This window comes from Halopseudomonas pelagia CL-AP6, assembly GCF_000410875.1.
Classification (GTDB): Bacteria; Pseudomonadota; Gammaproteobacteria; order Pseudomonadales; family Pseudomonadaceae; genus Halopseudomonas; species Halopseudomonas pelagia.
This window is the reverse complement of sequence record NZ_AROI01000002.1, coordinates 105,639-131,690: the sequence shown is the minus strand read 5'-3', so window position 1 is coordinate 131,690 and position 26,052 is coordinate 105,639. Positions and strand designations below refer to the sequence as shown.

Annotated in this window: 23 protein-coding genes; 12 read left to right on the top strand and 11 right to left on the bottom strand. The window is 59.7% G+C overall.

Annotated elements, in window-relative coordinates; translation table 11 throughout:
- The gene (locus K787_RS0100795) at window positions 1-729 is read right to left on the bottom strand and encodes a DUF1294 domain-containing protein (protein WP_022960873.1); all 729 of its coding nucleotides are present in this window, start codon (window positions 727-729) and stop codon (window positions 1-3) included.
- A gap of 372 nt (window positions 730-1,101) precedes the next feature.
- Between K787_RS0100795 and K787_RS0100790 the strand changes: the two genes are divergently transcribed.
- The 5 genes from K787_RS0100790 to dksA are packed head-to-tail and all read left to right on the top strand — an operon-like array spanning window position 1,102 to window position 8,273.
- Window positions 1,102-3,069, top strand: coding sequence for a TonB-dependent receptor domain-containing protein (locus tag K787_RS0100790; protein ID WP_022960872.1), 1,968 nt, complete (start codon window positions 1,102-1,104; stop codon window positions 3,067-3,069).
- Complete coding sequence (gene cobN / locus K787_RS0100785; protein ID WP_022960871.1) at window positions 3,069-6,971, top strand: cobaltochelatase subunit CobN; 3,903 nt, start codon at window positions 3,069-3,071, stop codon at window positions 6,969-6,971. The genes K787_RS0100790 and cobN overlap by 1 nt, the downstream gene beginning before the upstream one ends.
- Window positions 6,972-6,998: 27 nt before the next feature.
- A complete protein-coding gene (locus K787_RS0100780; RefSeq protein WP_022960870.1) occupies window positions 6,999-7,502 on the top strand; it encodes a MotA/TolQ/ExbB proton channel family protein in 504 nt (167 codons plus the stop codon).
- Window positions 7,502-7,810, top strand: coding sequence for a DUF2149 domain-containing protein (locus tag K787_RS0100775; protein ID WP_022960869.1), 309 nt, complete (start codon window positions 7,502-7,504; stop codon window positions 7,808-7,810). Before K787_RS0100780 ends, K787_RS0100775 begins: the two co-directional genes overlap by 1 nt.
- 43 nt (window positions 7,811-7,853) lie before the next feature.
- Window positions 7,854-8,273 carry an RNA polymerase-binding protein DksA gene (dksA, locus tag K787_RS0100770; protein ID WP_022960868.1) on the top strand — a complete coding sequence of 140 codons (420 nt, stop codon included), beginning with the start codon at window positions 7,854-7,856 and terminating at the stop codon, window positions 8,271-8,273.
- 100 nt (window positions 8,274-8,373) lie between these two features.
- Here the strand turns inward: dksA and K787_RS0100765 are convergent, their stop codons facing one another.
- The 3 genes from K787_RS0100765 to K787_RS0100755 all read right to left on the bottom strand — a co-directional run bounded on the left by K787_RS0100765 (window position 8,374) and on the right by K787_RS0100755 (window position 12,143).
- Complete coding sequence (locus K787_RS0100765; RefSeq protein ID WP_022960867.1) at window positions 8,374-9,522, bottom strand: glycerate kinase; 1,149 nt, start codon at window positions 9,520-9,522, stop codon at window positions 8,374-8,376.
- Between the two features lie 8 nt (window positions 9,523-9,530).
- Window positions 9,531-10,889, bottom strand: a complete 1,359-nt coding sequence (locus tag K787_RS0100760; protein WP_022960866.1) for a GntP family permease — start codon at window positions 10,887-10,889, stop codon at window positions 9,531-9,533.
- Between the two features lie 132 nt (window positions 10,890-11,021).
- On the bottom strand, window positions 11,022-12,143 hold the full coding sequence (locus tag K787_RS0100755) for a sugar diacid recognition domain-containing protein (RefSeq protein WP_022960865.1): 1,122 nt from the start codon (window positions 12,141-12,143) through the stop codon (window positions 11,022-11,024).
- 102 nt (window positions 12,144-12,245) lie between these two features.
- Between K787_RS0100755 and K787_RS0100750 the strand changes: the two genes are divergently transcribed.
- The gene (locus K787_RS0100750) at window positions 12,246-12,614 is read left to right on the top strand and encodes a hypothetical protein (protein WP_022960864.1); all 369 of its coding nucleotides are present in this window, start codon (window positions 12,246-12,248) and stop codon (window positions 12,612-12,614) included.
- A 124-nt stretch (window positions 12,615-12,738) separates the two neighbouring features.
- Window positions 12,739-12,933: a PA3496 family putative envelope integrity protein gene (locus K787_RS21795; protein ID WP_022960863.1), complete on the top strand. Its 195-nt coding sequence runs from the start codon at window positions 12,739-12,741 to the stop codon at window positions 12,931-12,933.
- A 110-nt stretch (window positions 12,934-13,043) separates the two neighbouring features.
- On the opposite strand, the gene K787_RS0100740 is transcribed toward K787_RS21795, so the two are convergent.
- From K787_RS0100740 to K787_RS0100710, 7 genes are all read right to left on the bottom strand, one after another.
- A complete protein-coding gene (locus K787_RS0100740; protein WP_022960862.1) occupies window positions 13,044-13,424 on the bottom strand; it encodes a DUF6746 family protein in 381 nt (126 codons plus the stop codon).
- Window positions 13,425-13,571: 147 nt separating this feature from the next.
- Window positions 13,572-13,853 (bottom strand): DUF3649 domain-containing protein, encoded by a 282-nt coding sequence (locus K787_RS0100735; RefSeq protein WP_022960861.1) that lies wholly within the window; start codon window positions 13,851-13,853, stop codon window positions 13,572-13,574.
- A gap of 144 nt (window positions 13,854-13,997) precedes the next feature.
- Entirely contained in the window at window positions 13,998-16,160 is a 2,163-nt protein-coding gene (locus tag K787_RS0100730; RefSeq protein WP_022960860.1) for a TonB-dependent siderophore receptor, read from the bottom strand.
- Window positions 16,161-16,225: 65 nt separating this feature from the next.
- A complete protein-coding gene (locus K787_RS0100725) occupies window positions 16,226-18,424 on the bottom strand; it encodes a TonB-dependent siderophore receptor (protein WP_022960859.1) in 2,199 nt (732 codons plus the stop codon).
- Window positions 18,425-18,530: 106 nt separating this feature from the next.
- A complete protein-coding gene (locus K787_RS0100720) occupies window positions 18,531-19,004 on the bottom strand; it encodes a FecR/PupR family sigma factor regulator (RefSeq protein ID WP_022960858.1) in 474 nt (157 codons plus the stop codon).
- Window positions 19,005-19,008: 4 nt separating this feature from the next.
- Window positions 19,009-19,509: a sigma-70 family RNA polymerase sigma factor gene (locus K787_RS0100715; protein WP_022960857.1), complete on the bottom strand. Its 501-nt coding sequence runs from the start codon at window positions 19,507-19,509 to the stop codon at window positions 19,009-19,011.
- Window positions 19,510-19,613: 104 nt separating this feature from the next.
- A complete protein-coding gene (locus K787_RS0100710) occupies window positions 19,614-20,555 on the bottom strand; it encodes a LysR family transcriptional regulator (protein ID WP_022960856.1) in 942 nt (313 codons plus the stop codon).
- Window positions 20,556-20,703: 148 nt separating this feature from the next.
- On the opposite strand from K787_RS0100710, the gene K787_RS0100705 reads away from it, so the two are divergent.
- The 5 genes from K787_RS0100705 to purE all read left to right on the top strand — a co-directional run bounded on the left by K787_RS0100705 (window position 20,704) and on the right by purE (window position 26,047).
- On the top strand, window positions 20,704-22,119 hold the full coding sequence (locus K787_RS0100705) for an acetyl-CoA carboxylase biotin carboxylase subunit (protein WP_022960855.1): 1,416 nt from the start codon (window positions 20,704-20,706) through the stop codon (window positions 22,117-22,119).
- Between the two features lie 58 nt (window positions 22,120-22,177).
- Window positions 22,178-23,986, top strand: a complete 1,809-nt coding sequence (oadA, locus tag K787_RS0100700) for a sodium-extruding oxaloacetate decarboxylase subunit alpha (RefSeq protein ID WP_028614452.1) — start codon at window positions 22,178-22,180, stop codon at window positions 23,984-23,986.
- A 65-nt stretch (window positions 23,987-24,051) separates the two neighbouring features.
- Complete coding sequence (locus K787_RS0100695) at window positions 24,052-24,984, top strand: sodium-dependent bicarbonate transport family permease (protein ID WP_022960853.1); 933 nt, start codon at window positions 24,052-24,054, stop codon at window positions 24,982-24,984.
- Between the two features lie 10 nt (window positions 24,985-24,994).
- Window positions 24,995-25,303 (top strand): P-II family nitrogen regulator, encoded by a 309-nt coding sequence (locus K787_RS0100690; protein ID WP_022960852.1) that lies wholly within the window; start codon window positions 24,995-24,997, stop codon window positions 25,301-25,303.
- Between the two features lie 252 nt (window positions 25,304-25,555).
- A complete protein-coding gene (gene purE / locus K787_RS0100685) occupies window positions 25,556-26,047 on the top strand; it encodes a 5-(carboxyamino)imidazole ribonucleotide mutase (RefSeq protein ID WP_022960851.1) in 492 nt (163 codons plus the stop codon).
- The last annotated feature ends 5 nt before the right edge of the window (window positions 26,048-26,052 follow it).

Below are 26,052 nucleotides of genomic sequence, written 5' to 3'. Positions count from 1 at the left end.
TCAGCTCCCCAGCAGTTGCCGCAAATAGCGGCTATCGAGCAGCACCCAGTCCACCCAGAATAGCTGGTGGACGACAATGATCAGCCAGCATAGCTGCTGATAGCTGGCCTTACGGGTCTTGTGGCGCAGTAACTGCTGCGCCACCAGCGCCCCCGGCCAACCACCCAACAGCTCCGACAGATGCAGGACCTTTTCCGGCGTTCGCTGCGACGACTGTTCGGCTGCGCGCTTGTCTGACCAATACAGAAAAAAGCTCACCAGACTGACGCCAGCGTAAGCACCGAGTGGCAGCACCCAGCCCTGCGCGTTGAGTACCTGCAATGAGCCGATAAGCGGCAGAGCGCACAGTGCCAACCAGACCATCAGCTTGAGCGCCTGATACGGTACCGCAGAGGAGCGCCGCGCTGCAGCTCTGGGCTCCCGGCCCGAGCGGCCTTTCCCGGCTGACTTGATGGCCTTACGAGCGGGTTGACGCCCTGATGGCTCCCTGGGCTTCTGACGAATGGACGGTCGGTCGATACTCAACCCTTCCCCGCGCATATGCGTGGCCCGTAATCGGCCCTTCTCATCCGCACCCGCCAGGTAAAAAACCGCATCCCCTTGATTCGGCCGAGCGTCACCGCGCATCGCCGAAATATGCACAAACAGCTTGGCTCCGCCCTTTTCCGGCTGAATAAAGCCAAATCCCTTGCCGTCATTCCAGCTCAGTAATACGCCCCGTTGTTCCATCAAGCGGCCTCGAATATCAGAAATTTGCTCGACTATTGTCTTTCACCTGCGAGCGGCAGGATACGGGCGATTCGCAAAATAATATCGCCCGCGCCCATTTCAGTTGCGCCAGCCGGATCGCCAAGCGGCTACCGCCTCACGCCTTCAACGGCCACCCAGCCCGCGAAATAATTCAGTGCAGCGATTAACGCATTTTAAATGTTATGTTATAACTACTCACGCCATTCCAATAATAATCAGCCGAGCCGCCGCGTGTTCGCTCCAGAACCCCGCGCCTATGGCCACCGCATACACCTCAAGCCAAAGGCATAAGCCGCCAGCCCGCCGCTCCGCGCAGGTTGGTCCATTACAATCAAGCTAAGGATTTGAACCATGAACGCCAGACGTAAGGCCGCCGCAAGCAGCCTGATCGCAATAGCGCTGCTGGGGAGCAGCGCCTGGGCCGATGAGCTCAATGTAGACCCTGAGGTGCTTAGTAGCGGGGCCACCAGATTGCCCTCCATTGTGGTGACCGCCACCACATCCGCGCGCAATGCCATCCATGCACCGGCCAGCGTGAGCGTTGTTGAAGGGCGTGATCTGCGGCGCCAGCCGATGTCCGATCTGGCCGACGCGGTGCGCAATACCGTGGGTCTGGATCTGGAGGATATGGGCCTGGGCCGCCGCGGCATCTCGATCCGCGGCATGAGTGCCGAGCATACATTGATGCTGGTTGACGGTCAGCGCATCAATGCATCGGCGTCGGCTATCGCTCACTCGGATTTCGAGCTTGGCTGGGTTCCCAGCGAGGCCATTGAGCGGGTCGAGGTGGTGCGCGGACCAATGTCATCGCTGTATGGTTCCGAAGCCTTGGGCGGTGTGGTCAACGTCATTACGCGCTCGGCCACTGATCAGTGGCAGGGCTCGCTCAGCAGTTATGCCACCTTCAACGACCATGGTCAGAAGGGAGATCATCGCAAGACCGGCTTTTATCTGGGCGGGCCACTGGTCGAGGCTAAGCTGGGCCTCAATCTGTGGGGCGAGTTGCGCGAGCGCGATGGCCTGCGTGATGCCCACAATCCGGCGTTGACCGCGCTTGACGATCAACGCGCAGTGAACGGCCATGTCGGACTGAGCTGGACGCCGTTGGACAACCAGCGCATTGATCTCTCGATGGATGCAGGTAACGAGGATCATGAAGGCTATCGCGGCAGCGCCGGGGCGATCTACCAGGCGGAGAATGAGGTAGAGCGCCGTCGCTACTCGCTCTCACATGCCGCCGACTGGGGCTGGGGCGACACTCGGGTGCGCCTGTACCGCTCAGAGCTGGAACGTAAGGCCTACCGCAGTGATGGCGGCGACGCCAGTGGGCCAAACCAGTTTACCGATACCGTCCTGGATGGCCGTGCCGGCTTCATGGCCGGCCGCCACCACAAGCTGACACTGGGGGCTGAAACCCGGCGCGAAACGCTGGAAGATCCCACGGTCAATCTGCAGGGCAAAAAATCCCAGGATCACTACGCCGCTTTTGCGCAAGACGAAATGTGGCTGGGTGAGCGTTGGGAGCTGGTGCTGGGTACACGTTTCGACCACCACGAAGACTTCGGCTGGGAGACCAGCCCGCGTGCCTATTTGATGTTTCACGCCACCGATGAGCTGGCCTTCCGCGCCGGTGCCGGTCGCGGCTTCAAGGCGCCCACGTTGAAGCAGCTGTCACCGGAATACGAGTCGCGGGCCGCCATGGGCGGGCGCGGCATCATCCGTGGCAACCCGGATCTGCAGCCAGAAACCAACCAGTCCTTCGAACTGGGCGCGCAGCTGGATCGCGGTCGCTGGACAGCCGGCGCTACGCTGTTCCATAACGATGTGGAGAACCTGATCGAAACAGTGCGCCAGCCAACCTGCTTCGTGCCAGGCCGCGTCTGTCTGGAATACGACAACATCGCCGAGGCGCGCCTGCAAGGTCTGGAGCTGAGCGGCGGCGTCACCTTGCTTGAACCTCTAAGGCTGGACGCCAATTACACTTATCTGGATGCGCAGAACCGCGTCACCGACGAGCGTCTTTCCGACCGCTCGCGCCACCGCGCCAATGCCACGCTCAACTGGGCCCTGTCCAGCCAATTGGCCAGCCGTCTGCAAGCCGAATATCACGGCTCGCAGTATCGCTCGGCAACCGAAAGCGACCGCCCCGGCTATACCTTGCTGAGCTGGTATGTCGACTATGATCTGAGCCGCAACCTGAGCCTGCACGCCGGGATAGAGAACTTCACCGACAAGCGTCTGGGCAACGACGATGCCAGCGTCTACGGCCGCGCTGACGAGGGACGGCGCTACTTCGCCGGACTGACGGCGCGATTCTGATGTCGATCTATCGCCTCATGGGCCGCGTTGCCTGCGTACTGATGCTGCTGCCAGGGCTGTCCGCGGCACTGGCAGACCACAGCGAAAATCCCACCTTGCTGGTGCTGCATAACAGTTTCGTGTCTGCCGAAAAATTCCAACGCCTGCAGGGTTATGCCTTACAGGCTGGCGTGCAGCTGCAACATGTAAATGTCGAAGCGGGCTCGGCGACCGACCTGCACAGTAACCTCGACCGCAGCTCGCTGGTGCTGCTGGACGTACCCCGGCCGAATGACCGCGCCCAGGTAACTGAACAGGTTGCAGCGCTTATCGGTCAACTACCGCAGCTGACCGTGGGCGGTGGCCGTCCGGCCTGGGACAACCTGCCACCGCAATATGCTGGCGTACTCAGCGCACTCTACGCCGCCGGTGGTGAAGCCAACTTCCGGCGCTTCTTTATGCTGGTACAGTTGATATCGCAGAACGCAGAGGTGCCAGAGCATTTGCTCGCTGCGCCCGAGCGCATGCCAACCACAGGTTTCTATCATCCGCAGGCACCGCACCTGTTCAGTAGCCTGGATGATTACCTGGCCTGGGATGCTGCGCGCGCGCAGCAGACTCGCGGCACAGTCGCTTACCTGATTCACTCCGGCGTAGTCGGCGACATGCTCACCCGCGAAGTGGACGAGCTGATTGGCCGTAGCGAAGACGCAGGCCTGCAAGCGCTGGCTTTCTGGTTCGATGCGAGCGCTGCGGATGGCCTGCCTGGCGTTTTTGCCGACCACGCGATCGACGTCCTGGTGAATCTGACGCACATGCACAATGGCTCGGCGCGCAGCCAGGACTTTCTGGCGCTGGATATTCCGGTGATCCAGACCCTGCGTTTTCGCGAGGGCGAAGCCAGCGACTGGCCGCAGGCTACCAGTGGCGTCGCCGCCAGCACTACGGCGGTGTTTTTAGCCGGCCCCGAGGGCTGGGGCATCAGCGATCCGCTAGTGCTGTCGGCGAGCAGCGGAGGCATTGATGACTTGCTGCCGGCCCAGGCCGACGCGCTGATCGCCAAATTGCGGGCTCTGGTAGAACTGCGCCACACGCCGCCTTCGCACAAGAAACTGGCGTTGCTGTTCTGGAACTACCCGGCTGGCGAAAAGAACCTCGGTGCCTCCAACCTGAACGTGCCGCGCAGTATCGTCTCCATCCAGCAGGCACTACACGCCGAAGGCTACGTCGTGGGTGAAGCTGTGACAGAACAGGAGGTTATCGACCACGCTCAGCGTATGCTCGGCGCTCTCTACGGCAGCGTTTCTCTAGAATCGCTGCTAGCAGAAGATTTGGCAGTATGCTACCCAGTGGCCGACTATGAGCAGTGGCTGGCCAGCCTGCCGCCGCGCCGCCAGGAGGCATTGCGACAGGCCGGCGAACCGGGCCAGCATAAGTCTGTACGCGAAACGGACGGTGAGCGGTATTTCATCATCCCGCGCTGGCAACTGGGCGAACTGCTGGTGATGCCGCAGATGCCGCGCCACGGTGAGCCCGGGCATTATCATGATACCGCCAGCGTACCCGACCACCTGTACATGGCCTCCTACCGCTATTTGCAGGAATATCGTGCCACTCACGCGCTGATTCACTTGGGCACCCATGGCAGTCAGGAGTGGCTGCCCGGCAAGGATCGCGGTCTGGCCGCCGATGACTACCCTTGGCTGACCGCTGGCCCACTGCCGATCTTCTATCCCTACATACAGGACAACGTCGGCGAAGCCATTCAGGCCAAGCGCCGCGGTCGAGCCGTCACCATCAGCCATCAGACCCCGCCCTTCGCACCAGCGGGTCTGTATGACCAGATGCGCGATCTGCATCACCTGATCCACGAGTACCAACAGCTGGATAAGGGTATGGTGCGCGAGCAGGTCAGTGCACAGATCCGCAGCGCCGCCATTGATGCGCACTTGCATGAGGATTTGGGCTGGACGGCCGAGCAGGCTGCGGCGAACTTCGATGAATTCCTGCAACAGCTGCACGACCAGTTGCACGAGCTGTCGCGCACCGCGATGCCATTGGGGCTGCATACCTTCGGGCAGCCCCCCACGGCTGAACACCGCATCAGCACCATCATGCAGCAGCTCGGGCAGCCCTTTTATGCGGCGCTGGATGTCGATGAAGAAGAGCTGTTCGCCAGCGATCAGAACACGCTGCCCACCAGCCCCGCTTACCGCGCAGTGCAGCAGATGCTCGACCCCAAGGCAGCGCAGGCTCTACCCGCCCCCCTCACGCAATACATTGAACGCGCCCGCGAGCTGGACAAACGACTGCAGGACACGCAAGAGAACGAAGCGCTGTTGGCCGGCCTGGCCGGGCGCTTCATCGCACCCGGCGCCGGTGGCGACCCGATCCGCAATCCTGAAGTACTTAGCGGCCGCAACCTGTATGCCTTCGAGGCGGACAAGATCCCGGCCCGGGCCGCCTATGAATCAGCCGCGACCGCCTTCCAGCAGTTACTCGAGGCTTTCCGCGCCGAGCACCCCGGCCAGTGGCCGGAAAAGCTCGCCTTCAGCCTCTGGTCATCGGAGGCCATACGCCACCTTGGCGTGACCGAGGCTCAGGTACTGCATGCGTTGGGCTTGCAGCCGGTCTGGGATACGGGCGGGCGCGTCACGGCGTTGGAAATCATCCCTGCCGCCGAGCTGGGCCGCCCGCGAAGTGACGTAGTGGTGCAGGTAACCGGTGTGTATCGCGATCAGTTCGACAGCTTCATGCGTCTACTGGACGATGCCTTGCAGCGTCTGGCTGAACTAGATGAGCCGGGTAACCCCATCGCCGACAATAATCGCCGGATTGCCGCCGCGCTGCAGCAAAGCGGCCTGACCGCCGCAGAGGCCGCTGCGGCCGCGCGCTACCGGATTTTCAGCAGCGCGCCCGGCGAATATGGCACCGGCGTGCCCGACCTTGCGTTGAATTCAACCGAATGGGAAGACCCGGCCGAACTGGCCCAGCAGTTTCTGGTCAGCAATGGTCAGGCTTACGGAGGGGAGCACTGGGGGCAAAGCTGGAACGAGAGCTCGGGCAAGGCCAACCTACTCGCTGAACAGTTGCGCGGTACCCAGGCAGCCATTATGTCGCGCTCTTCCAATCTGCATGGTGTGCTGTCCACCGATCATCCGTTCGAGTTTCTCGGCGGCCTGTCCGCTGCCATCCGTCATCTGGATGGCCAGGCGCCGCAGTTGCTGATCTCCGATCTGCGCAGCAGCGAAGTACAAACCACCGGCCTGGCCCGGTTTCTGGCCGATGAATTACGCACCCGCTATCTGAACCCGCAATGGATCAAGGCCATGCACCAGGAAGGTTACGCCGGCACTCTGCAAGTACTCAATGCCACCAACAACCTGTTTGGCTGGCAGGCCATGGATGCTTCCACCGTACGCGATGACCAATGGCAGGCGCTATTCGACACCTATGTCAACGATACCCGCGATCTCGGAACCCGCGAATGGTTCGAGCAACACAATCCCACTGCACAGGCGCAGATACTTGAGCGAATGGCCGAAGCCATGCGCAAGGGCTACTGGGATGCCACCGAGCAGACCCGCCGCGAACTGGCCGAGCGCTGGCAGCAGTTGCAGGACCAGTTTGCAGTCGACACCGGCAGCCAGATTACCCGCGAATTTATCGCCGAGATGGCGCAAGGCTTCGGTTTGAATGACGCGGCTGCCGAGCCTGCCAGCACAACCTCAGCGAATACCGCCATGACAGATCCCCCGCCAGCCAGCGAACAACCCATGCACCAGGTAGCAGGCCAGATGCTTGAGCCAGTCAACCCGCCGCCTGAGGACGACCGCCAACGGCTCTGGGTTCTGGCGCTGATGCTGCTGCTGATGTGCAGCGGCGGACTGCAGCAGGCCCGGCTCAAATGCCGTAGCCAATGACAACCGATTGAAAGATTCGAGAAACCCATGACCCTATTTACCGATATTGAAACCTTGCTGTACGCCGTATCACGTCTGTTCCTCGCCCCGGTAATGCTGTTGATTGCTCTGGCGCTAGCCTATGCGCTGGTGGTACTGGGCGCCTTCACCGTCGAAGCCTGGCAACGCCGCCGGAGTTCACACCCTGATGCGTTAGGCGCTCATGCCCGGCAGAACGGCGGCGAGCTGCTGGCCAGCGATGATCTGGAACTGTGGATCATGCAGCGGTTAGAATGGCTGCGCATCGTCTCACGCACTGCCCCCATGCTCGGCTTGATTGCCACCATGATCCCGATGGGGCCTGCACTGCTGGCGCTAGGCAACAACGATGCTGGTGAGGTGGGTCGAAATATGGTGGCGGCATTCTCGGCGGTGATTCTGGCGCTGCTGGCGGCCAGCATCTGCTTTTTCATTCTGACCGTCCGCCGACGCTGGCTGCTACAGGATCTGCGCCAGCTAGAACGTCAGCGCACAGCCAAGGAGTGTAGCTGATGCGTTTTCTGGATAACGATGACGCCGACGATCCCATGCTGTCTGTGGTTAATCTGGTCGACCTGTTCCTCGTCATCATCGGCATACTCATGGTGGTGATTGCCCAGAATCCACTCAATCCGTTTTCCCAGGATCGAGTGGTGGTAATAGAAAACCCTGGTGAGGAGGACATGCGCATCACCATCAAGGAAGGCCAGGAACTGACCCGTTATGAATCCAGCGGCGCAGTGGGACAAGGGCAAGGTGCGCGGGCCGGCGTAACTTATCGTCTGGACGATGGTCGCATGATCTACGTGCCAGAAAGCTGAACCCTATTGCGATCCCTAATACACTCATAGTTAGAGAGCAGAAATGAATAACCAACCACTCACAGCCGACCAGCTTCTAAAGGAACCGGCAGCGAATTATATGAATGATGGGCAGCAAAGCTTCTTCCGTGACCTGCTGCTGGAGCAGAGACGCGAGTTGCAGGAGCGCATCGAACTGGAGTTTCAGGCACTGCGCGAATTCCAGCCGGAGAGCGATCCGGTTGACACCGGCAGTAACGAAGAGCAACGCCAGTGGCAGCTGCGGATGCTGGAGCGGGAGAAAAAGTTGCTGGATAAGATCGACCAGGCTCTCGAACGGCTGGCCAAGGGCGACTATGGCTGGTGCGATGAAACCGGCGAGCCTATTGGTCTGAAGCGTTTATTACTGCGCCCAACGGCGACCCTGTGTGTTGAAGCCAAGGAGCGCCAGGAACAGCGCGAGAAGCATCTGAGCGAGCACTGATGCTGGACGGACAGGCAAGATGAACAACGACTAATTCAAATCCGCCATCGGGGGGATTCGCACCCCGCCGATGGCCGGCCGCGTTAGTGCAAGCAGCTTGTCAGTCCTGTGAAAAATTGCCCCCTGCAAGCCGCCATAATCGAGCAATATCGCCGGCCCGGGCTTGCAGCTGCAGCGCTGCATGTTCCATTGCTTCATTCAACTCCATGGGTCCGGGCGTCAGACTGAAAGCGGCATCAATGCCCGCTTCATAAAGCCGCTGATATCCTTCCCCGAGACTACCGGCCAGCGCGATCACGGGCACCCCGGCCGCCTGAGCGATGCGCGCCACCCCTACCGGCGTTTTGCCGTGCAGACTCTGGCCATCCAGCCGGCCTTCGCCGGTAATGACCAGATCCGCGCCCTGAACTGCCTGCGCCAGGCCGGATAGCTCCGCCACCAACTCTATGCCCGGACGAAAACCCGCGTGCAATAGGGCCAACGCGGCAAATCCCAGCCCACCGGCAGCGCCAACGCCCGGTTCATTGCGCAGATCGACACCGATGGTACTCGCTAACACGTCGGCGAAATGTCCCAAGGCCCGGTCCAGTTGCTCCACCTGTTCCATACTGGCGCCCTTTTGCGGACCAAATATATGGGAAGCCCCCCGCGGACCACACAGCGGGTTATCGACATCGGCCGCAACCATGAACTCCACCCGATTCAATCTCGAATCGAGCCCATCCAGATCGATGTGATGCAACGCCTGCAATGCGCCACCACCTGGAGGTAACAGCTGATCCTGGTTATTCAGAAAACGTGCTCCCAGAGCCATCAGCAGGCCGACGCCAGCATCGTTGGTCGCGCTACCGCCCAGCCCCAGAATGATGCGGGTAGCACCGGCATCCAGCGCAGCTGCAATTAACTCGCCGGTACCGAAGCTGCTGGCTTTGAGAACATCGCGCTGGTCGCTGGGAACACAATGCAGACCACTGGCAGCGGCCATCTCGATCACCGCCTGGCCGTCGCCCAACCAGCCCCAATACGCGGTGACCGGTTCACCCATGGGGCCGCTCACCACCATCTCACGCCGTTCCCCTCCGGCCGCAGCCAAAACCGCGTCCACGGTACCCTCGCCGCCATCGGCCATCGGGTACAGCCCGATCTCCGCATCCGGATAGACGCTGGCCCAACCTGCAGCGATGGCCTCAGCGACTGCATTAGCGCTGAGGCTTTCCTTGAACGAATCCGGGGCAATGATGACCTTCATTGCCTTGATCACAACAGTATCAGGCTGAGTAGCCAGACGGTCAGCATGCCGGTTAACCCCTGAATCAAGGTAGCCATGGTCTGCGCCTTGTAAGCAGTGGCGACGCTCATGCGGCTGAACTGGGTGACGACCCAGAAGAAGCTGTCATTGGCATGCGATACGGTCATCGACCCCGCACCGATAGCCATCACGGTTAGCACCCGACCCATTTCGCTGTCCAAACCCAACTGACCCAGCATCGGTGCCACTAGAGCCGAGGTCGCCACCAGCGCCACGGTGGTCGAACCCTGCGCCGACTTCAGCGCGGCGGCGACCAGGAACGGCATAAACAACCCTATACCCAATGCAGACAAGGTTTCACCCAGATAATCGCCCAACGGGGTTACTTTGAGGACCGCGCCGAACGCACCTCCGGCACCGGTAATCAGCAGGATGGGCGCTGCGGCAACAATTCCCTCGACAACCCGGTCATGGAATTCCTGGCGCTTGTTATTCGATTTCAACAGCGTGCAGGCCAGGCCCAAGCCGACGGCCAGCGCGATCACCGGCTGACCCAGAAAGGCCATGACGGTATAAATAAAACCTTCACCGAACGGTCTGGCCGGCAGGTTGGCCAGGGTGCCGAGGCAGATTAGACCAATGGGGACGAAGATCGGCGCGAAAGCTTTGGTCGTGCTGGGCAGGACACCGTAGCTGTCGCGCATTTGTTGGTAGTCTTCGCTCGCCATGATCGGCGCGCCGTGCTCTTCCAGCGGAATATCCTTGCCGATAAAGCGATTCGCCCACCACATGCCAGCCAACGCAGTGATAGCCGACACGAACAAACCCACCAGAATCACCAGGCCCAGGCTGGACTCCAGACCCAAGTTGCCAGCGGCGGCGATCGGGCCCGGCGTGGGCGGAACGAAGGTATGTGAGGCGTACAAACCAGTAGCCAAAGCTACGCTCATGGCAATAACGGAAATTTTCATCCGCGCCGCCAAAGCATTTTTCAGCGAATTGAGGATCACGTAACCGGAGTCGCAGAACACCGGAATGGACACTAGATAGCCGATGATCGACATGGTCAGAGTGGGAAAGCGCTCCCCGAGCACCCGGATGACAGTTTCCGCCATGGTGATCGCCGCACCGCTACGCTCGAGAATCACGCCAATAATGGTGCCAAATGCTATGACAATACCGATATATCCAAGAATACCGCCGAACCCGGTAGTGATGTGCTTGGCGATCTCCAGCGCCGGCACCTGGTAGGCAAAGCCAGCGAGCAAGGCGGCGGCAAGCAGGGCCAGGAACGGATGCAGCTTGAGGCGAGTGGTCGCCAGCACGATAAAGACGACCAGTGCGACCAGAATCAGGACCAGACCCATGACCGTACTCCTTATTATTGTCTGAGGGGTGGGATGCGGCCCCACATTGTCGCCCAGCAATTACGCAAAATCCTTATGCATCAGCACCATAAAATAGCGGCCTGATCGATAAAAAACTGTGCGCACGCACGATTACCTTGATGGGAGCTCAGCTTGCAACATCATGCTGAGAGTGAGTTGCGTCCTATGATCCGCTCTGTTCAGATCAAGCCCGCTGAGTCGCGCGATACGCTCCAATCGGTAACGTAGCGTATTGCGATGAATGCCGAGTTGCGACGCACTTAATTGCGTCGAGCCGCCGTGAGCCAGCCATACTCCTAGCGTATCCAGCAGTACGCTTTGAGAATCCGCCCGCCGTAGCCGTTCGAGCGGCTCCAGCAGTTGCCGCACCGTCCACGATTCGCGTTGGCGATGCAGCAACGCGGCAAGCCGATAATCCTCAAGCGCCAAGCAACGCTGGGGTAGAGCCAGATCATCCGCAAAGTCGCGCAGGACCAGCAGCGCCTGGCAGGCTTCACGCAGGTCGGACAATGAGGAGACGGGTTCTGCGGTATGGAGGCGCTGCACTGGCCACTTGCGTCGGTCGGCCTGCTCAAGCCAGGTATGATCAGCCGTCGCACTCATCGGCGAGCGCAACCAAAGCACGGCGTTGGTTCCAAGGGGCAGCACCGCATGTTGGGGGTGCCGCTCGCGCATCTGCATGGTCAGCTGCGCCTGAGCCGCCGGGCTGTCGGCGGCAGCCTGGGTGATGCTCAGCAAACTGGCCTGCCGAGGCCAGGTTAGCGCCAGTCGCAGATGCTCGGTATCAGTCTGTAACCGACCCAGAGAATAGCCGTCGTCCAGCAAGTGCGTGAGCCAGGTCTCCTGCTGCTGGTTGTGCCACTGCCGCTCGGCATGCGAAACACGTTGCTCCACCAGCATTTCCGCGGTCATCCTCAGCAGCTCGGCCAACGGCCGGACCTGTTCCGGATCACCAGTGATGCCCAGCACACCGATCAACCGTCCCTCATGCATCAGCGGTAGATTTACTCCTGCACGCACCCCCTGCAAACACCCCGCAGCCTGGGCATCGATCTCCACCACACGCTGATTCGCCAGCACCAATTGCGCCCCTTCATGCCGCGTATGCAACCGCGCCGGGTCGCCGCTACCAATGATCATGCCCTGCGTATCCATGACATTCAGGTTATGCGGCAGGATGGCCATTGCACGATCAACGATGTACTGCGCCAGGCTGGTGTCCAATTCAATCATCAATGCTCTCCGCTCAGCTTTCAGAGCATAACAATGGTCGAAAAACTTTTTTACTAGATAGTGGTCTGATAAATACCTCAACCGATATTGAAAGTGAGCCCTTTGAATAGAAATACCGATCCGAGCAGTCAGGCGGAAAAACGCCTGATCAGCAGTCTGACCCATGCCTGCGAGGCAGCCAAGCTGGAAATCCCCGGATTTCTCTGGCTGACGCATGAGGGTGACCGCAACCTGTCACCCGGCAACCTGCACGTAGTATGGGTATTTGACACCCAGGCCAGTCTGGCGCAGGCACTGGAAACCGGACAGGGTAAGCGTATGTATGAGCTGACCGCCCAGGCCTTTACCGAAGCAGCTATTGCCGTGGGTGCAGCAGAAGCACATGTCAGTTTTGACACTGAAGAAGCCTGCCAACGGCATAATGGTGGCAACTGGCAGGCGCGGTTGTCGATGCTGCGTTTGAACCACTGAGCGGTAAAGCAAGATTCATAGCCACGCAACACCCCTGTCATTCACCTGTCATGCCGCCGGGACAAGCTGAAGCTTCTCGATCAGACCTTACCGAGTCTCCCGCCCCCACCCAGGAGGATGCAGCATGGCTTTTGACCAAGACAATCTGGACGACACTATCGGCAACGTGCGCAAACAACGGCGCCAACAGGAAGATAAGAAGCGCATGGCCTATCGGCGCGCAATCGAGGACTACCAGGAGAGCAAGGCACTGCATGCAATGGTGTGTGACTTTCCCGATTTGATCGGCACCCCGCAGAGTCACCAGTCGGCTCACTGAGCTCTGGTTGATAAAAGGCGCGATTGACCCCGAGCTACTCTAGTCAGCTCCTGACAATCAGTCGCGCCTGGATCATGCGCCGGTATTTCACAGCGCTTATTCCACCGCGCTTATTTCACAACCGTGCGCGTCACTTCCAGGTAGGCTTGACCGCGCTTTTTGACGGTCTCAGCGTCGGATTGTTCGGAGGCAAGGTGTACCTCTTCGAGCACATCCGCGACCTCAGCCAGGTCCGTGTGGATCTTTTTCAAAGCCTCTTCCAGCGTATAGCTCAGCTCGTGGACATTATGCATGTCGTCCGCGCTTAGCTCATCCTTGGCCAGAATATCTGCCAGCTTGCTGTTGTACTCACTCAGATTCTCTACTGCCTGCTCAAGGGTCTCCGAGGCCTTGGGCTTGTAGTGATCTATGCGCGAGCTTTCATCAGCCCAGCTTATAGTGCTCAGGCTCACGATGAGCGCACCGGCGAATAAACGAATGGGTGTTTGCATTAATAGTTCTCCTTTCATGGGTGGATAGTGCTACCTGCGGGCCTGAAATGGTCCCGAAACAGGCTCTGCCATTATGTATGACAGCTCGTTACGGCGGCCAAGCCCGCTTCAGAGCCCAAGCCAGCCATAGACTGACGAAACCGTCTTTCATCCGCTCAGACCATCAATCTGAAACAGGACTACCGGCATGCACGCCGTTGCGACCACAAGCAGACCGGCAATCGCCCGCCACGCGCTGCGTGCGCTGAATACCCAGACCACCGCACAGGCATATAGCGCAAAGCTGATCTGTATCGATATCAACGCTGCGTCCACCCTGGTCAGCGGCAACAATGTTGCGAACGCCACCGCGCCGAGATTGACCAGCGCATAGCCGCCCAGCACTGCCACCAGCACCCGAAGTAAAAGGTCCATGCACAGCCGCATCATGTCAGTGCTCCTGTACGGTATGGGAGGTTCAACACGCCATATCGTGCTGGCAGTGAGCCTATGTCGGCGACCCAAAACAGCGAGGGGTTAACTCAATGCCGAGCCAGCAGCCGCCACCCCGTAAAAAGTGGCGGCACTTTGTGCTCAGAAGGCATATTGCAGCTTCAGCTCGGCATTCCTCGGTGCGCCGTAAAAACCGCCGTTGTAGATAAAGGTGGTGTAATAAGTGCGGTCGAGCAGATTGTTGATATTCACACTGGCGGTGAGCGCCGGCATCAACTGCTGCCGCGCCATCAAGTCCAGCACCACATAGCTGCCTTGCCTGGCGGTTTCGCCGTTGGGCCCCGAGTTTTCCTTGTAAATATCGCCCTGCCAGCGGGCTGCGCCACCGACCACAATATTGTGCGGGCCGCCGGTCAGATCGTAGGTGCCCGACAGCCGGAACATGTCTTCGGGCTCGTAGGTCATAGCGGCCTGACCCTGAGTATCTTCGGCCTTGCGATGGGTGTACCCGGCATACAGCCGCGCACCAGGCGCTACCTCGCCGGAAACCTCTGCCTCGAAGCCCTCGGAGACCACGCCTTCCCGAGCCCGATAGCGCTGCTCGCCATCGACCACGCGATCCGGCTCAGCGACATTGTCCTGTTCGATGCGAAATACCGACAGCGATGCGTTCAGGCGGTCGTCCAGAAATGACGCCTTGATACCGACGTCGTAACTGGTGCCTTCAACCGGCGCAAGCACCTGATTGCTAACGTCGCGATTGGACTGCGGATTGAAAATCTGGCTATACCCGGCGTAAAGCGAGTAAGTTTCGTTGATATCCAGAATCAGTCCGCCATAGGGCGTGATTTCATCCGTGTGCCGGTACTCGTCGGTCTTCTGCTTGTTAACCCACTCTTCCCGCTCCCAGTTGCTCACCCGAACCCCGGCAATCACTGACAGCGCATCGGTGATGCTCAGCCGCGTGGCGCTGTAATAACCGGACTGATCGGTGACGGCTTTACGGAAGCGCGAGGCCTGCTCATTGAACACCGGGCGTGGGTAATTCCAGTCGTAGAAGCTGCCCGGATCGGGATTGGTCAGCGGGTCATACCACTTCCGGTCATTGGTTTCCCGGGCGCGGTTCCAGCCGACGATAAGTTCATGCTCACGCCCGAGCATCTCGAAAGGCCCGCTGGCAAACAGGTTCACCCCGGTTTGGCTGCGATCGATGCTGAAGCTGTTGAGAAACGTATTGAAGCCGGTGCCGGTGTCCTCGTCCATGTACCCCGAGAGATACTGCATGCGGCCGAAATAATCGCCCTCCAGGTGACTAGCCGACAGTTTGGCGGTCCAGCCATTATCAAACTGATGCACAAGATCGGCGAAATAGATGCTCCGCTCCTTGTCCCAGACCGTCCAATCAGTCCCGGTGGTAGTAGAGCGGGAAAAGTCCGTGCGCTGGCCATTGGAGAAGAACAAGGGTACCGGCTCGCCATAGGTGCTGCCGTCGGATATCTGATGCTGGTAATCGAGCCCCACGGACAGCGTGGTGTTATCGGTCAGGTCCAGCTCGCCAACGCCATAGAGCACCTTGCGTTGCTGGTCGAGAAAATCGATGTAGGACTTGTTGTCCTGGTAAGCGGCGACCAGGCGGCCGCGCAACCGACCATTTTCTGTCAACGGGCCAGATACATCCGTTTCGGCGCGGTACTTGTCCCAGCTTCCGGTACTCAGTGCGGTAGTACCCTGAAAAGCACGTGTGGGTCGCTTGCGCACCAGATTGATCGCCGCCGACGGATTACCTGCGCCGCTCAGCAAGCCGGCAGCGCCGCGCACGATCTCCACCCGGTCATAAATGGCTGTGTCGGCGAGAAAATCGCCCTCGACACTGAACTGGGCTTCGATTGGCGTGCCGTCGATCTGCACATGGGTGATATCGAATCCCCGCGCCGTGGGGAACACCCGGTCAGTTTCTGCTTTATTGACGCTGATACCGGTGGTGTGGCTCAGGGCTGCGGAAACATCCCCCAAGGCAAAGTCATCCATCTGCTGGCGGGTAATCACCGCCACCGACTGAGGTGTCTCCTTGGGCGCAAGTCTCAGGCCGGTGGCCGAACTCATGCTGGAGCTGGTGTAGGCACCAGTGCCCTCGGTTACGCCGTCATCCGCGCGGTGACTGGCTCCAGTGATGGTCATGGGTGCCAGGGCTTTCACGTCATGCTGGCGCTGTTCCTCGGTTGCCTCATCAGCTTGTACTGCCGCCGCCGTCATGCTAACGATGGCCAGACTGACTGTCAGGGCCAATTTCTTCCGCTGCCACATGATGGATCTCCGTTTTCCAAAAGTCTCGATGCCGGGTCACGCTGACGCTGAAAAGTCCGCGTTTATCAGAAGCTGTATTTGACTGTGAGTTTGCTGTGTCTAGGGGCGCCAAAGGCGTACTGGCTGTAGAAGCCGATCTGGCTGTAGTACTTCTCATCCAGTAGATTGTCGATATTCAACTGGGCGCTGAGCTCGTCACTGATCTGATAGCGGGCCATGACGTTGACCAGGGCGTAGGCATCCTGCTCGAGTTTTTCCGATTGCCCGAGGGGGTTGTTGGCACGGGTGTAATTGCTATCCTCCCAGTTCAACCCGGCACCGAGCGTCAACCGATTGATGCGATAGGTGCTGAACAGGTTGGCAGTGCGCCGTGGGAAGCGGGTGTTGACGTATTCACCGTCGGCATCCTTGGCGCTGAACTGGGCCCAGCCGACCAGCAGATTCCAGTTGTCGGATAAGGCCCCTGACAGCTCGATCTCATAGCCGTTGCTGGTGGTGCCCTGTGCGGGGTAGTAAGCCTGAGCGATACCACCTGGAACTACCTGACCAACATCCGGCTGAGCCAGGTTGTCCTGTTCAATACGGAACAGCGCGAGCGCGGCGTTCAGGCGCCCGCCGAAATACTCGGCCTTGAGCCCTGCTTCGTAGTTCTGGCCTTCCAGCGGATCGAGGTAGTCGCCATTGCGATCCTGGTAATCTTGCGGGTTGAAGATTTCCGAGTAGCTAACGTAGGCGGAATACTGGTCGTTGATGTCATAGATCAACCCAGCATAGGGTGTCAGCTCCTTATCATGCTCGAACTCGTAACCTGTGCCATCCCATTTCGTGCCGCTGGTTTCCCAGTTGCTTATCCGGCTGCCGATAATCAATTGCAGCGGATCGGCCAGCCTGAGGCGAGCGACAGCGTAAGCGCCCAGTTGTTCGGTATCCTGCGTCGTGTAGGTGCGTGAAGGGCCCCATTGAGGCTCGGCATAGGAACCATCCCATTGGTAATAGTTACCCACTGCCGGGACGCTCAGACGCGCGCGGTTGTCCGTAATCAGCTCCTGTTTGCTATGCATAAGGCCCACCGTCACCTCGTGGGACCGGCCGCCAAATTGGAAAGGCGTGGTAGCGTACAGGTCCAGATTGTCCTGCTCGCGCTTGACGTCATACCAGGTCGGGCTGGCGCTCATGCCCAGCCCGGTAGTCTTGTCGGGAGCACCAGACAGATACAATAAACGCAGGTCACCTTCATTGACGCTTCTGCTGTAGGCCGCATAGAGCTTGGTACCTGAATCAAACGAATGCTCGATATTGGCGTAATAGGTACTGTGCTTGGAGGCCCACTCCGTCCAGTCGGCGGCGGTGGTCTTGGAGCGACTCCAGTCAGTCCGCGTGCCATCACTGAACCAGGTCGGCAAGCCGCCCCACATCGACCCCGTCGGGCTATTCTCCTGATAGCTGGCACCCAGATTGAGCTGGGTGTTGTCTGTCAGGTCGATACCCAGCGTGCCGAACAGAACCGATTTTTCGTTCGCAGCCAGATCCACGAAGGAATCTTCCTCCAGGTAACTGCCGACTACCCGGCCTCTTACGCTACCGCTTTCATTCAGTGCAGCGGATACATCCATCGTCCCCTGATAGCGATCCCAGGAGCCCACCTGACCACTGACCGAGCCAGTGAAAACTTTGCTGTCGGCGCGTTTTCTGACCAGATTGATCGCGGCCGAAGGATTGCCTGCACCAGTGACCAGACCGGTGGCACCCCGTACGATCTCGACCCGATCATAGATCAGCGTATCCATGTCGGTCTCGCCTGCGGCCCAGCCACTGCTCCAGGTGGTCGGTACGCCGTCGATCTGCAGATTGGTGATATCGAACCCCCGTGCCGCGAAGCCGCTGCGCGAACTGTCGAGCGCCTTGGAGGTTACACCGGTGGTGACGTTGACCACATCGGTGATGGACTCCAGCGCCATATCATCGATCATCTGGCGAGTGACCACCGAGACGGACTGCGGGGTGTGACGGATCGGCAGGGAAAGCCGGGTGGCGGTGTTCATCGAATCGGTGGTGTAGGACTCGGTGCCTTCGGTGATAGGGGTCTTTCCCGCTTCAGCGGTCACGGTGACCGGTTCGAGCGTAATGGATTCATCATGCTGCATGCTCTGCCCAGCCTGACCCTGGGCCCAGGCTGGCGCGACACCAGCAGCAGCCAGACTGACGCTCAGGGACAACAGAGAATAGCGGGCAAGGACGTGAGCGCGACGCGGCGGATGTGACATGGATTTAACCCTCGGCATAGAAATGATTACCCCTTTGCCGAGCGAGCAGCGCAAACCCGTAAAGCTTTTGCAGAGGCCAGCCGCTGTTCCGACGTCAGCCGCCCTCTCAACCCCTGCAGGCGCGAGGGTATTGACAGATGCCGTCTACGGACGGCCGAAGGCTAGCCATGCCACGCAAGATTGCGCAGGACCACGCCGCTGGTGTCTGGCTCAGTTGGCCGCTTTCTGGCGTACCAGCGCTTGTCTGTGGGCGGCTGGCATAGGGAATGGCCAGCAACAGGACCAGTATCAACAGGCCCGCCGTACTAACCCCCAAGCCTGGCCGGCGCTTGCGGTGCTGCACCACATCCAGCAAGACTCGCTTTCCTTCAGACTGACATCTGCGCACCCCGGCAAACTCGCTTTCGATCAGTTGCAACCGTTGCCAGGCGGTGCGATGTAACGAATGCGCCTGCAGCCACTGCTCAAACGCATGGCGCTTGGCGGCTTCCACGCCATCAGCGCCCAGAGCGACCGCCCAGGTAATCGCCTGCTCCAACACCTGCTCGGGAATGTCGTGATTCTCGTGCCCAGCGCTCATGAGGTTAGCCCATCAGAACCTGATAACAGTGGCGCAGGGCTTGAGCCATGTCCTTTTCCACCGTACTCAGGGATACGCTTAGCTGCTCGGCTATCAGCGGGTAACTTCTACCTTCCAGCCGGGAGAGCAAAAACACTCTGCGTACCCGGGGGTTGAGGCCGTCGAGCAATGCGTCGATGCGCGCCAGCGCCTCGACAATCTGCAGGTGTTCTTCAGGCGAGGGCATATCGGCTTCTGGCAACGACGCCAGACTCTCCAGCCAGGCCCGCTCCAGCGCCTGCCGTCGCCGGTAATCGACCAATAGCCCGTGGGCAATGCGTGCCAGATAGGCGCGGGGCTCGTCCATGACTGGGATGCTGGCCTTTCCGAGTAGGCGCATAAACACATCCTGCACCAGATCTGCAGAGATTTCTGCACAACCCACTCGGCGGTAGACCACCGCCTTCAACCAATGGCTGTGGCTGGTATAAAGTCGATCGAGAGTAGGTTGTGCCGCTGACAGCATGGACGTGGCTCACATTGAATGGCTGAGCCTTCAGATACTACTGATAACGATAATGATTCGCAATATTGTTAATGAGATCTTCCCCGCCACCCGCAGCGGCTCAACTAGCCTTTCACCGTAAAGCGGGCGGCGATCTTTTTAATGCCCGCTCGCTCCTCGCGCAGAAAACGCAGAAAGGCATCGGCCACCGGGCTCATCCTTTTACCGCGAGCATGCACCGCGCACCAGCTGCGATACAGCGGCAGATCGGTGAAATTCAGGCGTACCAGATCGCCGTTGCGCAAAAAAGCTGCTGCAGAATGCTCGGACACCAGCGCTATGCCCAACCCAGCCGCCGCGCCCTGTATCATACTTTCGCCTGAGCCCATTTGCATGGCGTGCTGCGGATGGACCCGGCGCTGCACGAAGAAATCGTCACAGGCCTTGCGCGTACCCGAGCCCGGCTCACGCTGCAATACGCACTGGGTTTCGAGTTCGGCCAGCGCGAGCGAGCCTCGATCTGCCAGAGCATGACTAGGTGCAGCCACCGCAATAATCGCGTTGTCCAAGAACGGGAAAAACTCCAGCGCCCGATCCTCTGGCACCAGGCCCATCAGCACGACATCGTCCTGGTTATCCTGTAACCGCTGTATCACCTGTGAACGTCGTGTAACCTCCAGCCGAAAGCTGACCTGGGGGTAACATTGCCGAAAAGCGGCTAAAAGATGCGGAGTCAGATACTGAATGCTGCTGACCACCGCCAGGCGCAACTCACCCTGCAGACTGCCTTGCAGGGTCGTCAAACTCATGTCCAGGCTGTCCAGGCGGGCAAAAATATCGCCACTGGCCTGTAGCAGGCTGTCGGCGGCCTCGGTCATATAGAGCTTTTTGCCGACGTACTCAAACAGCCCTTGCCCGACCAACTCTTCCAGTTGGCGAATCTGCTGGCTCACCGCCGATTGGGTCAACGACATTTCCTCCGCTGCCCGGCTATACGAGAGGCTACGGCACACCGCCTGAAAAACCTGCATCTGACGCAAGGTCAGGCGATAGAGAGATTTGCGCATGCTGGACTACCCTGAACGAGAAGGAATCGAGTTTGCGCCAGCATGTATAAGTTATTACTTATACTCAAGGTCATTATTATTCATTTTTCTTCGGCGCAATGGAGGCGTAGCGTAAAGCTATCCGATCACCACCAAGAGGACAGCGGCCGTGATCAAGAAAATTCTTATCGCCAACCGCGGGGAAATTGCCGTACGTATCGTTCGCGCTTGCGCGGAAATGGGCATTCGTTCGGTGGCCATCTACTCCGAAGCTGACCGTTATGCACTGCATGTCAAACGCGCCGACGAGTCCTACAACCTGGGTAGCGACCCTCTGGCTGGCTATCTGAATGCCCGTCAGCTGGTCAATCTGGCGGTGCAGACCGGCTGCGATGCCCTGCACCCAGGTTATGGTTTTCTCTCCGAAAACGCCGAGCTGGCGGATATCTGCGCGGAACGCGGCATCAAGTTTATCGGCCCCAGCGGTGAGGTCATTCGCCGCATGGGCGACAAGACCGAAGCCCGGCGCAGCATGATCAAAGCCGGCGTGCCCGTGACACCCGGCACCGAGGGCAATCTGGCGGATCTTGCCGACGCCCTGAGCGAAGCCGAGCGTGTCGGCTACCCGATCATGCTCAAGGCCACCTCGGGTGGCGGCGGCCGCGGCATTCGCCGTTGCAACAGCCCCTCTGAGCTGGAGCAGGCCTGGCCACGGGTGATCTCCGAAGCGACCAAGGCATTCGGCTCGGCCGACGTGTTTCTGGAAAAATGCATCGTTAATCCCAAGCATATCGAAGCGCAGATCCTCGCCGATAGCCAGGGCAATACCGTGCACCTGTTCGAGCGCGACTGCTCGATCCAACGCCGCAACCAGAAGCTGATTGAAATCGCCCCCAGCCCGCAGCTGACCCCGGAACAACGCGCCTACATTGGTAATCTGTCAGTCAAGGCTGCTCAGGCCGTCGGCTACGAGAATGCCGGTACGGTGGAATTTCTGCTCGCCGAGGGCGAGGTGTATTTCATGGAAATGAATACCCGCGTTCAGGTCGAACACACCATCACCGAGCAGATCACCGGTATTGATATCGTCCGTGAGCAAATCCGCATTGCCTCGGGGTTACCGCTGTCGGTCAAGCAGGAGGACATTCAGCATCGCGGCTTCGCCATCCAGTTCCGCATCAATGCCGAAGATCCGAAGAACGATTTCTTGCCCTCGTTCGGCAAGATCACCCGCTATTACGCACCCGGCGGCCCTGGCGTACGGGTGGACACGGCGATCTACACCGGCTACAGCATCCCACCCTATTACGACTCCATGTGCCTGAAGCTGATTGTCTGGGCGCTGACCTGGGAAGAAGCGCTGGATCGCGGCCTGCGCGCGCTGGACGACATGCGCCTGCAGGGGGTGAAAACCACGACCGCCTACTACCAGGAGATTTTGCGGAATAACGAATTTCGCTCGGGCGTATTCGACACCAGCTTCGTTGAAGCACACCCCGAACTGACGCGCTACTCGGTAAAACGCAAACCCGAAGAGCTCGCTCTGGCCATCGCCACCGCCATCGCAGCGCATGCGGGACTATAAACACAGCGGCAAGCTGCAAGAGCATAACGATCAGCTTGCAGCTAACGAGGAACAGATGATGAGCACCACACGCAAAATTACCGTCACCGACACCGTCCTGCGCGATGCCCACCAGTCATTGCTGGCCACACGCATGCGCACCGAGGACATGCTGCCGATCTGCGCCAAGCTCGACCAGGTCGGCTACTGGTCGCTGGAAGTCTGGGGCGGCGCGACTTTCGATGCCTGCATTCGCTTTCTCAAGGAAGACCCCTGGGAGCGCCTGCGCCAACTGCGTGAAGCGCTGCCCAACACGCGCTTGCAGATGCTTTTGCGCGGGCAGAATCTGCTCGGCTATCGGCATTACAGCGATGACGTTGTGCGTGCCTTCGTGGCCAAGGCCGCAGCCAACGGCATCGACGTGTTCCGCATCTTCGACGCCATGAACGATGTGCGTAATCTTGAGACCTCGATCAAGGCGGTCAAGGATGCCGGCAAGCATGCCCAGGGCACCATTGCCTATACCACCAGCCCGGTACATACGGTCGAGGCCTTTGTGAAGCAGGCCCAGGCCATGGAAGCGCTGGGCTGCGACTCGCTGGCGATCAAGGATATGGCTGGCCTGCTCACACCCTATGCCACCGGCGAACTGGTCAAGGCGTTGAAGGCTGAGCAATCGCTGCCGGTCTTTGTGCATTCACACGACACCGCCGGCCTCGCTGCCATGTGCCAGCTCAAGGCGATCGAGAACGGCGCGGATCATATCGACACGGCCATTTCCAGCATGGCCTGGGGCACCAGCCATCCGGGTACCGAATCCATGGTCGCCGCGTTGCGCGGCACGCCATTCGATACTGGCCTGGATCTGGCGCTGTTGCAGGAAATCGGCATGTATTTCCATGCCGTGCGCAAAAAGTACCACCAGTTCGAAAGTGACTTCACTGGCGTGGACACCCGCGTACAAGTCAATCAGGTACCCGGCGGCATGATGTCCAACCTGGCCAACCAGTTGAAAGAGCAGAATGCCCTCGACCGCATTCAGGAAGTCTTTGACGAGATTCCGCGCGTGCGTGCAGACCTGGGCTTCCCGCCGCTGGTAACGCCCACATCGCAGATTGTCGGCACCCAGGCGGTGTTCAACGTGCTGGCTGGCGAGCGCTACAAGACCATCACTAACGAGGTAAAACTTTACTTGCAAGGCCGTTACGGCCAAGCCCCGGGCGAGGTCAATGCCGAGCTGCAACGCCGCGCCATCGGCAACGAGTCCGTTATTGATGTGCGTCCGGCCGACTTAATCAAACCGGAGATGAACAAACTCAAGGCCGAAGTGGGTAGCCTTGCAGAATCTGACGAAGATGTGCTGACCTACGCCATGTTCCCGGACATTGGCCGCAAGTTCCTCGAAGAGCGTGCTGCCGGTACACTCAAACCCGAGGCACTGCTGCCCGCGCCCGGCGCGCCGGGCAAGCCGATGGCCAAAGACGGCGCGCCGACCGAGTTCATTATCGACGTGCATGGCGAGAGCTACCGGGTAGACATCACTGGCGTGAGCGTCAAGGGTGACGGCAAGCGGCATTTTTACCTGAGCCTGGACGGCATGCCCGAAGAGGCCGTGTTCGAGCCGCTGAGTTCCTTCAGCGGCAACGGCGGCAGCCAACGCAAGCAGGCCAGCCAACCCGGCCACGTGACCACCAGCATGCCCGGTAACGTGGTCGATGTGCTGGTGGCGGTGGGCGATGTGGTCAAGGCCGGCCAGGGCGTGCTGGTCAGCGAAGCGATGAAGATGGAAAGCGAAATCCAGGCGGCGATCAGCGGCACGGTCAAGGCCGTGAACGTCACTAAGGGTGACCGGGTCAATCCGGGTGAGATTCTGATAGAAATCGAATAAACGCAGCCTCAAGCGGCAAGTCTCTTATAACTTGCCGCTTGAGGCTGCTTTCCCGGGGGGAAAGTATGGGTCTCGATCCCGTAGTGCTGTTTTTTGTTTTCGGCCTGATCGCCGGGTTAGTCAAGAGCGAGTTAAAACTGCCGCCAGCGTTGTATGACACGCTGTCCATCGTGTTGCTGCTGGCCATCGGCTTGCATGGCGGCGTCGAGCTGGCAGAGCAGGCCAGCGCGGCACTGCTGGGGCAGACTCTGGCGGTGCTGGCAATGGGTGTCGCGCTGCCACTGCTGGCCTTTCCGCTGCTGCGCGGGCTGCGCTTTCCGCGCGTCGATGCAGCCAGTATCGCTGCGCATTACGGCTCGGTCAGCGCCGGTACCTTTGCCGTGGTGATCGCCTATCTGCTGGCCCGCGATATCGTGTTTGAAAGCTATATGCCGCTATTCGTCGCGGTACTCGAAGTACCGGCGATTATCGTCGGCATTCTGCTGGCCAAAGGTATCCGTCGCGATACCGACTGGAAGGCGCTGGGCCATGAGGTGTTTCTCGGCAAGAGCATCATGCTGTTGCTTGGCGGACTGATGATTGGCGTGCTGGCCGGCAAGGAAGCCATTGCGCCGCTGGAGCCCCTGTACACCAGCATGTTCAAGCCGGTACTGGCGTTCTTCTTGCTGGAGATGGGCCTTATCGCCTCGCGGCATCTGGGCAGTCTGCGTACAACGGGCGTGCGTTTGGTCGCCTTTGCGCTTGTCTTTCCGCTGATCGGTGCCACCATCGGTGCCCTGCTCGGCCAGCTTATCGGCCTCTCGGTGGGCGGCATGACCGTATTGGCCACACTGGGTGCCAGTGGCTCTTATATAGCGGTACCCGCAGCCATGCGCCTGGCGCTGCCTGAAGCCAATCCGGCACTGTCGCTGACCGCGTCGTTGGGCATCACCTTCCCATTCAATATACTGGTGGGCATCCCACTGTATCTGTCGTTGGCCGAATGGCTGGCCGCCTGAGGAGCACACCATGAGTATGCCTACCCGCACCCTGCTCACCTTGATCTGCGAAACCGCGCTGGAAGCCCGCTTGATCAAGGACCTGGAGCAACTCGGCGCACCTGGTTGGACGCTGTCCGATGCGCGCGGCAGCGGCAGCCGAGGGGTGCGCAGTGCCGGCTGGGACAACGACGGCAATATTCGCCTGGAGATTATCTGTGCCCGCGAGCTGGCCGAGCGTATCGCCCGACACCTGCAGGAACGTTATTACGCCAACTATGCGATGGTCTGCTATCTGAGTGAAGTAGAAGTACTCAGACCGGAGAAGTTCTCGCGGTAGCCGCTGCGGCCCCGCGGCGATAACGAGGCCGGCGCTCCCACCAATAGGCGCTATGGTCTCGCCCGCTGATAACGGAGGCCTACTCCATGGCCTGGCCAGCGCTCGCTCCAGCAGGAGCTGGTCGAGCCACTGTAGGAGCCGCGGCCTCGCGGCGAAAGCGGTGTGGCTTGTAGCTTCCAGCTTGTAGCTTCATAATGTCCCGCTTTTCCTTTCAGTCCGCCCCAGCGCGGACAATAAGCGAGGCAGCGAACGATGACCGCATTGGTTGGCGTGATCATGGGCTCCAAGTCAGACTGGTCCACTTTGAGCCATACGGCGGATATGCTTGAGCAACTGGGCATTCCCTACGAGGTGAAAGTGGTCTCTGCCCATCGCACACCGGACCTGCTGTTTCAGTACGCCGAAGAGGCCGCTGGCAGAGGCATAGAAGTCATCATCGCCGGTGCTGGCGGTGCCGCCCACCTGCCCGGTATGTGCGCGGCCAAGACGCACCTCCCGGTGCTCGGCGTGCCGGTGCAATCATCCATGCTCTCGGGTGTGGACTCGCTGTTGTCGATCGTGCAGATGCCCGCCGGTGTGCCGGTCGCGACCCTGGCCATCGGCAAGGCCGGCGCCATCAATGCCGCCTTACTCTCTGCCAGCATCCTCGGCGGCAAATACCCTGAATACCATCGGGCGCTGGAAGCCTTCCGTACCCAGCAGACGGATACCGTGCTGAATAATCCTGACCCACGTCAGGCCTGAGGATA

What these genes read in the sequence shown, in the direction of transcription:
- K787_RS0100735 (WP_022960861.1), bottom strand. Translation starts at nt 13,853, where the DNA reads ATGATGCGGCTGTGCATGGACCTTTTACTTCGGGTGCTGGTGGCAGTG.
- K787_RS0100765 (WP_022960867.1), bottom strand. Translation starts at nt 9,522, where the DNA reads ATGAAGGTCATCATTGCCCCGGATTCGTTCAAGGAAAGCCTCAGCGCT.
- K787_RS0100780 (WP_022960870.1), top strand. Translation starts at nt 6,999, where the DNA reads ATGACCCTATTTACCGATATTGAAACCTTGCTGTACGCCGTATCACGT.
- K787_RS21795 (WP_022960863.1), top strand. Translation starts at nt 12,739, where the DNA reads ATGGCTTTTGACCAAGACAATCTGGACGACACTATCGGCAACGTGCGC.
- K787_RS0100795 (WP_022960873.1), bottom strand. Translation starts at nt 729, where the DNA reads ATGGAACAACGGGGCGTATTACTGAGCTGGAATGACGGCAAGGGATTT.
- oadA (WP_028614452.1), top strand. Translation starts at nt 22,178, where the DNA reads ATGAGCACCACACGCAAAATTACCGTCACCGACACCGTCCTGCGCGAT.
- purE (WP_022960851.1), top strand. Translation starts at nt 25,556, where the DNA reads ATGACCGCATTGGTTGGCGTGATCATGGGCTCCAAGTCAGACTGGTCC.
- K787_RS0100755 (WP_022960865.1), bottom strand. Translation starts at nt 12,143, where the DNA reads ATGATTGAATTGGACACCAGCCTGGCGCAGTACATCGTTGATCGTGCA.
- K787_RS0100690 (WP_022960852.1), top strand. Translation starts at nt 24,995, where the DNA reads ATGAGTATGCCTACCCGCACCCTGCTCACCTTGATCTGCGAAACCGCG.
- K787_RS0100775 (WP_022960869.1), top strand. Translation starts at nt 7,502, where the DNA reads ATGCGTTTTCTGGATAACGATGACGCCGACGATCCCATGCTGTCTGTG.
- K787_RS0100725 (WP_022960859.1), bottom strand. Translation starts at nt 18,424, where the DNA reads ATGTCACATCCGCCGCGTCGCGCTCACGTCCTTGCCCGCTATTCTCTG.
- K787_RS0100720 (WP_022960858.1), bottom strand. Translation starts at nt 19,004, where the DNA reads ATGAGCGCTGGGCACGAGAATCACGACATTCCCGAGCAGGTGTTGGAG.
- K787_RS0100695 (WP_022960853.1), top strand. Translation starts at nt 24,052, where the DNA reads ATGGGTCTCGATCCCGTAGTGCTGTTTTTTGTTTTCGGCCTGATCGCC.
- K787_RS0100760 (WP_022960866.1), bottom strand. Translation starts at nt 10,889, where the DNA reads ATGGGTCTGGTCCTGATTCTGGTCGCACTGGTCGTCTTTATCGTGCTG.
- K787_RS0100710 (WP_022960856.1), bottom strand. Translation starts at nt 20,555, where the DNA reads ATGCGCAAATCTCTCTATCGCCTGACCTTGCGTCAGATGCAGGTTTTT.
- K787_RS0100740 (WP_022960862.1), bottom strand. Translation starts at nt 13,424, where the DNA reads ATGCAAACACCCATTCGTTTATTCGCCGGTGCGCTCATCGTGAGCCTG.
- cobN (WP_022960871.1), top strand. Translation starts at nt 3,069, where the DNA reads ATGTCGATCTATCGCCTCATGGGCCGCGTTGCCTGCGTACTGATGCTG.
- K787_RS0100730 (WP_022960860.1), bottom strand. Translation starts at nt 16,160, where the DNA reads ATGTGGCAGCGGAAGAAATTGGCCCTGACAGTCAGTCTGGCCATCGTT.
- K787_RS0100790 (WP_022960872.1), top strand. Translation starts at nt 1,102, where the DNA reads ATGAACGCCAGACGTAAGGCCGCCGCAAGCAGCCTGATCGCAATAGCG.
- dksA (WP_022960868.1), top strand. Translation starts at nt 7,854, where the DNA reads ATGAATAACCAACCACTCACAGCCGACCAGCTTCTAAAGGAACCGGCA.
- K787_RS0100715 (WP_022960857.1), bottom strand. Translation starts at nt 19,509, where the DNA reads ATGCTGTCAGCGGCACAACCTACTCTCGATCGACTTTATACCAGCCAC.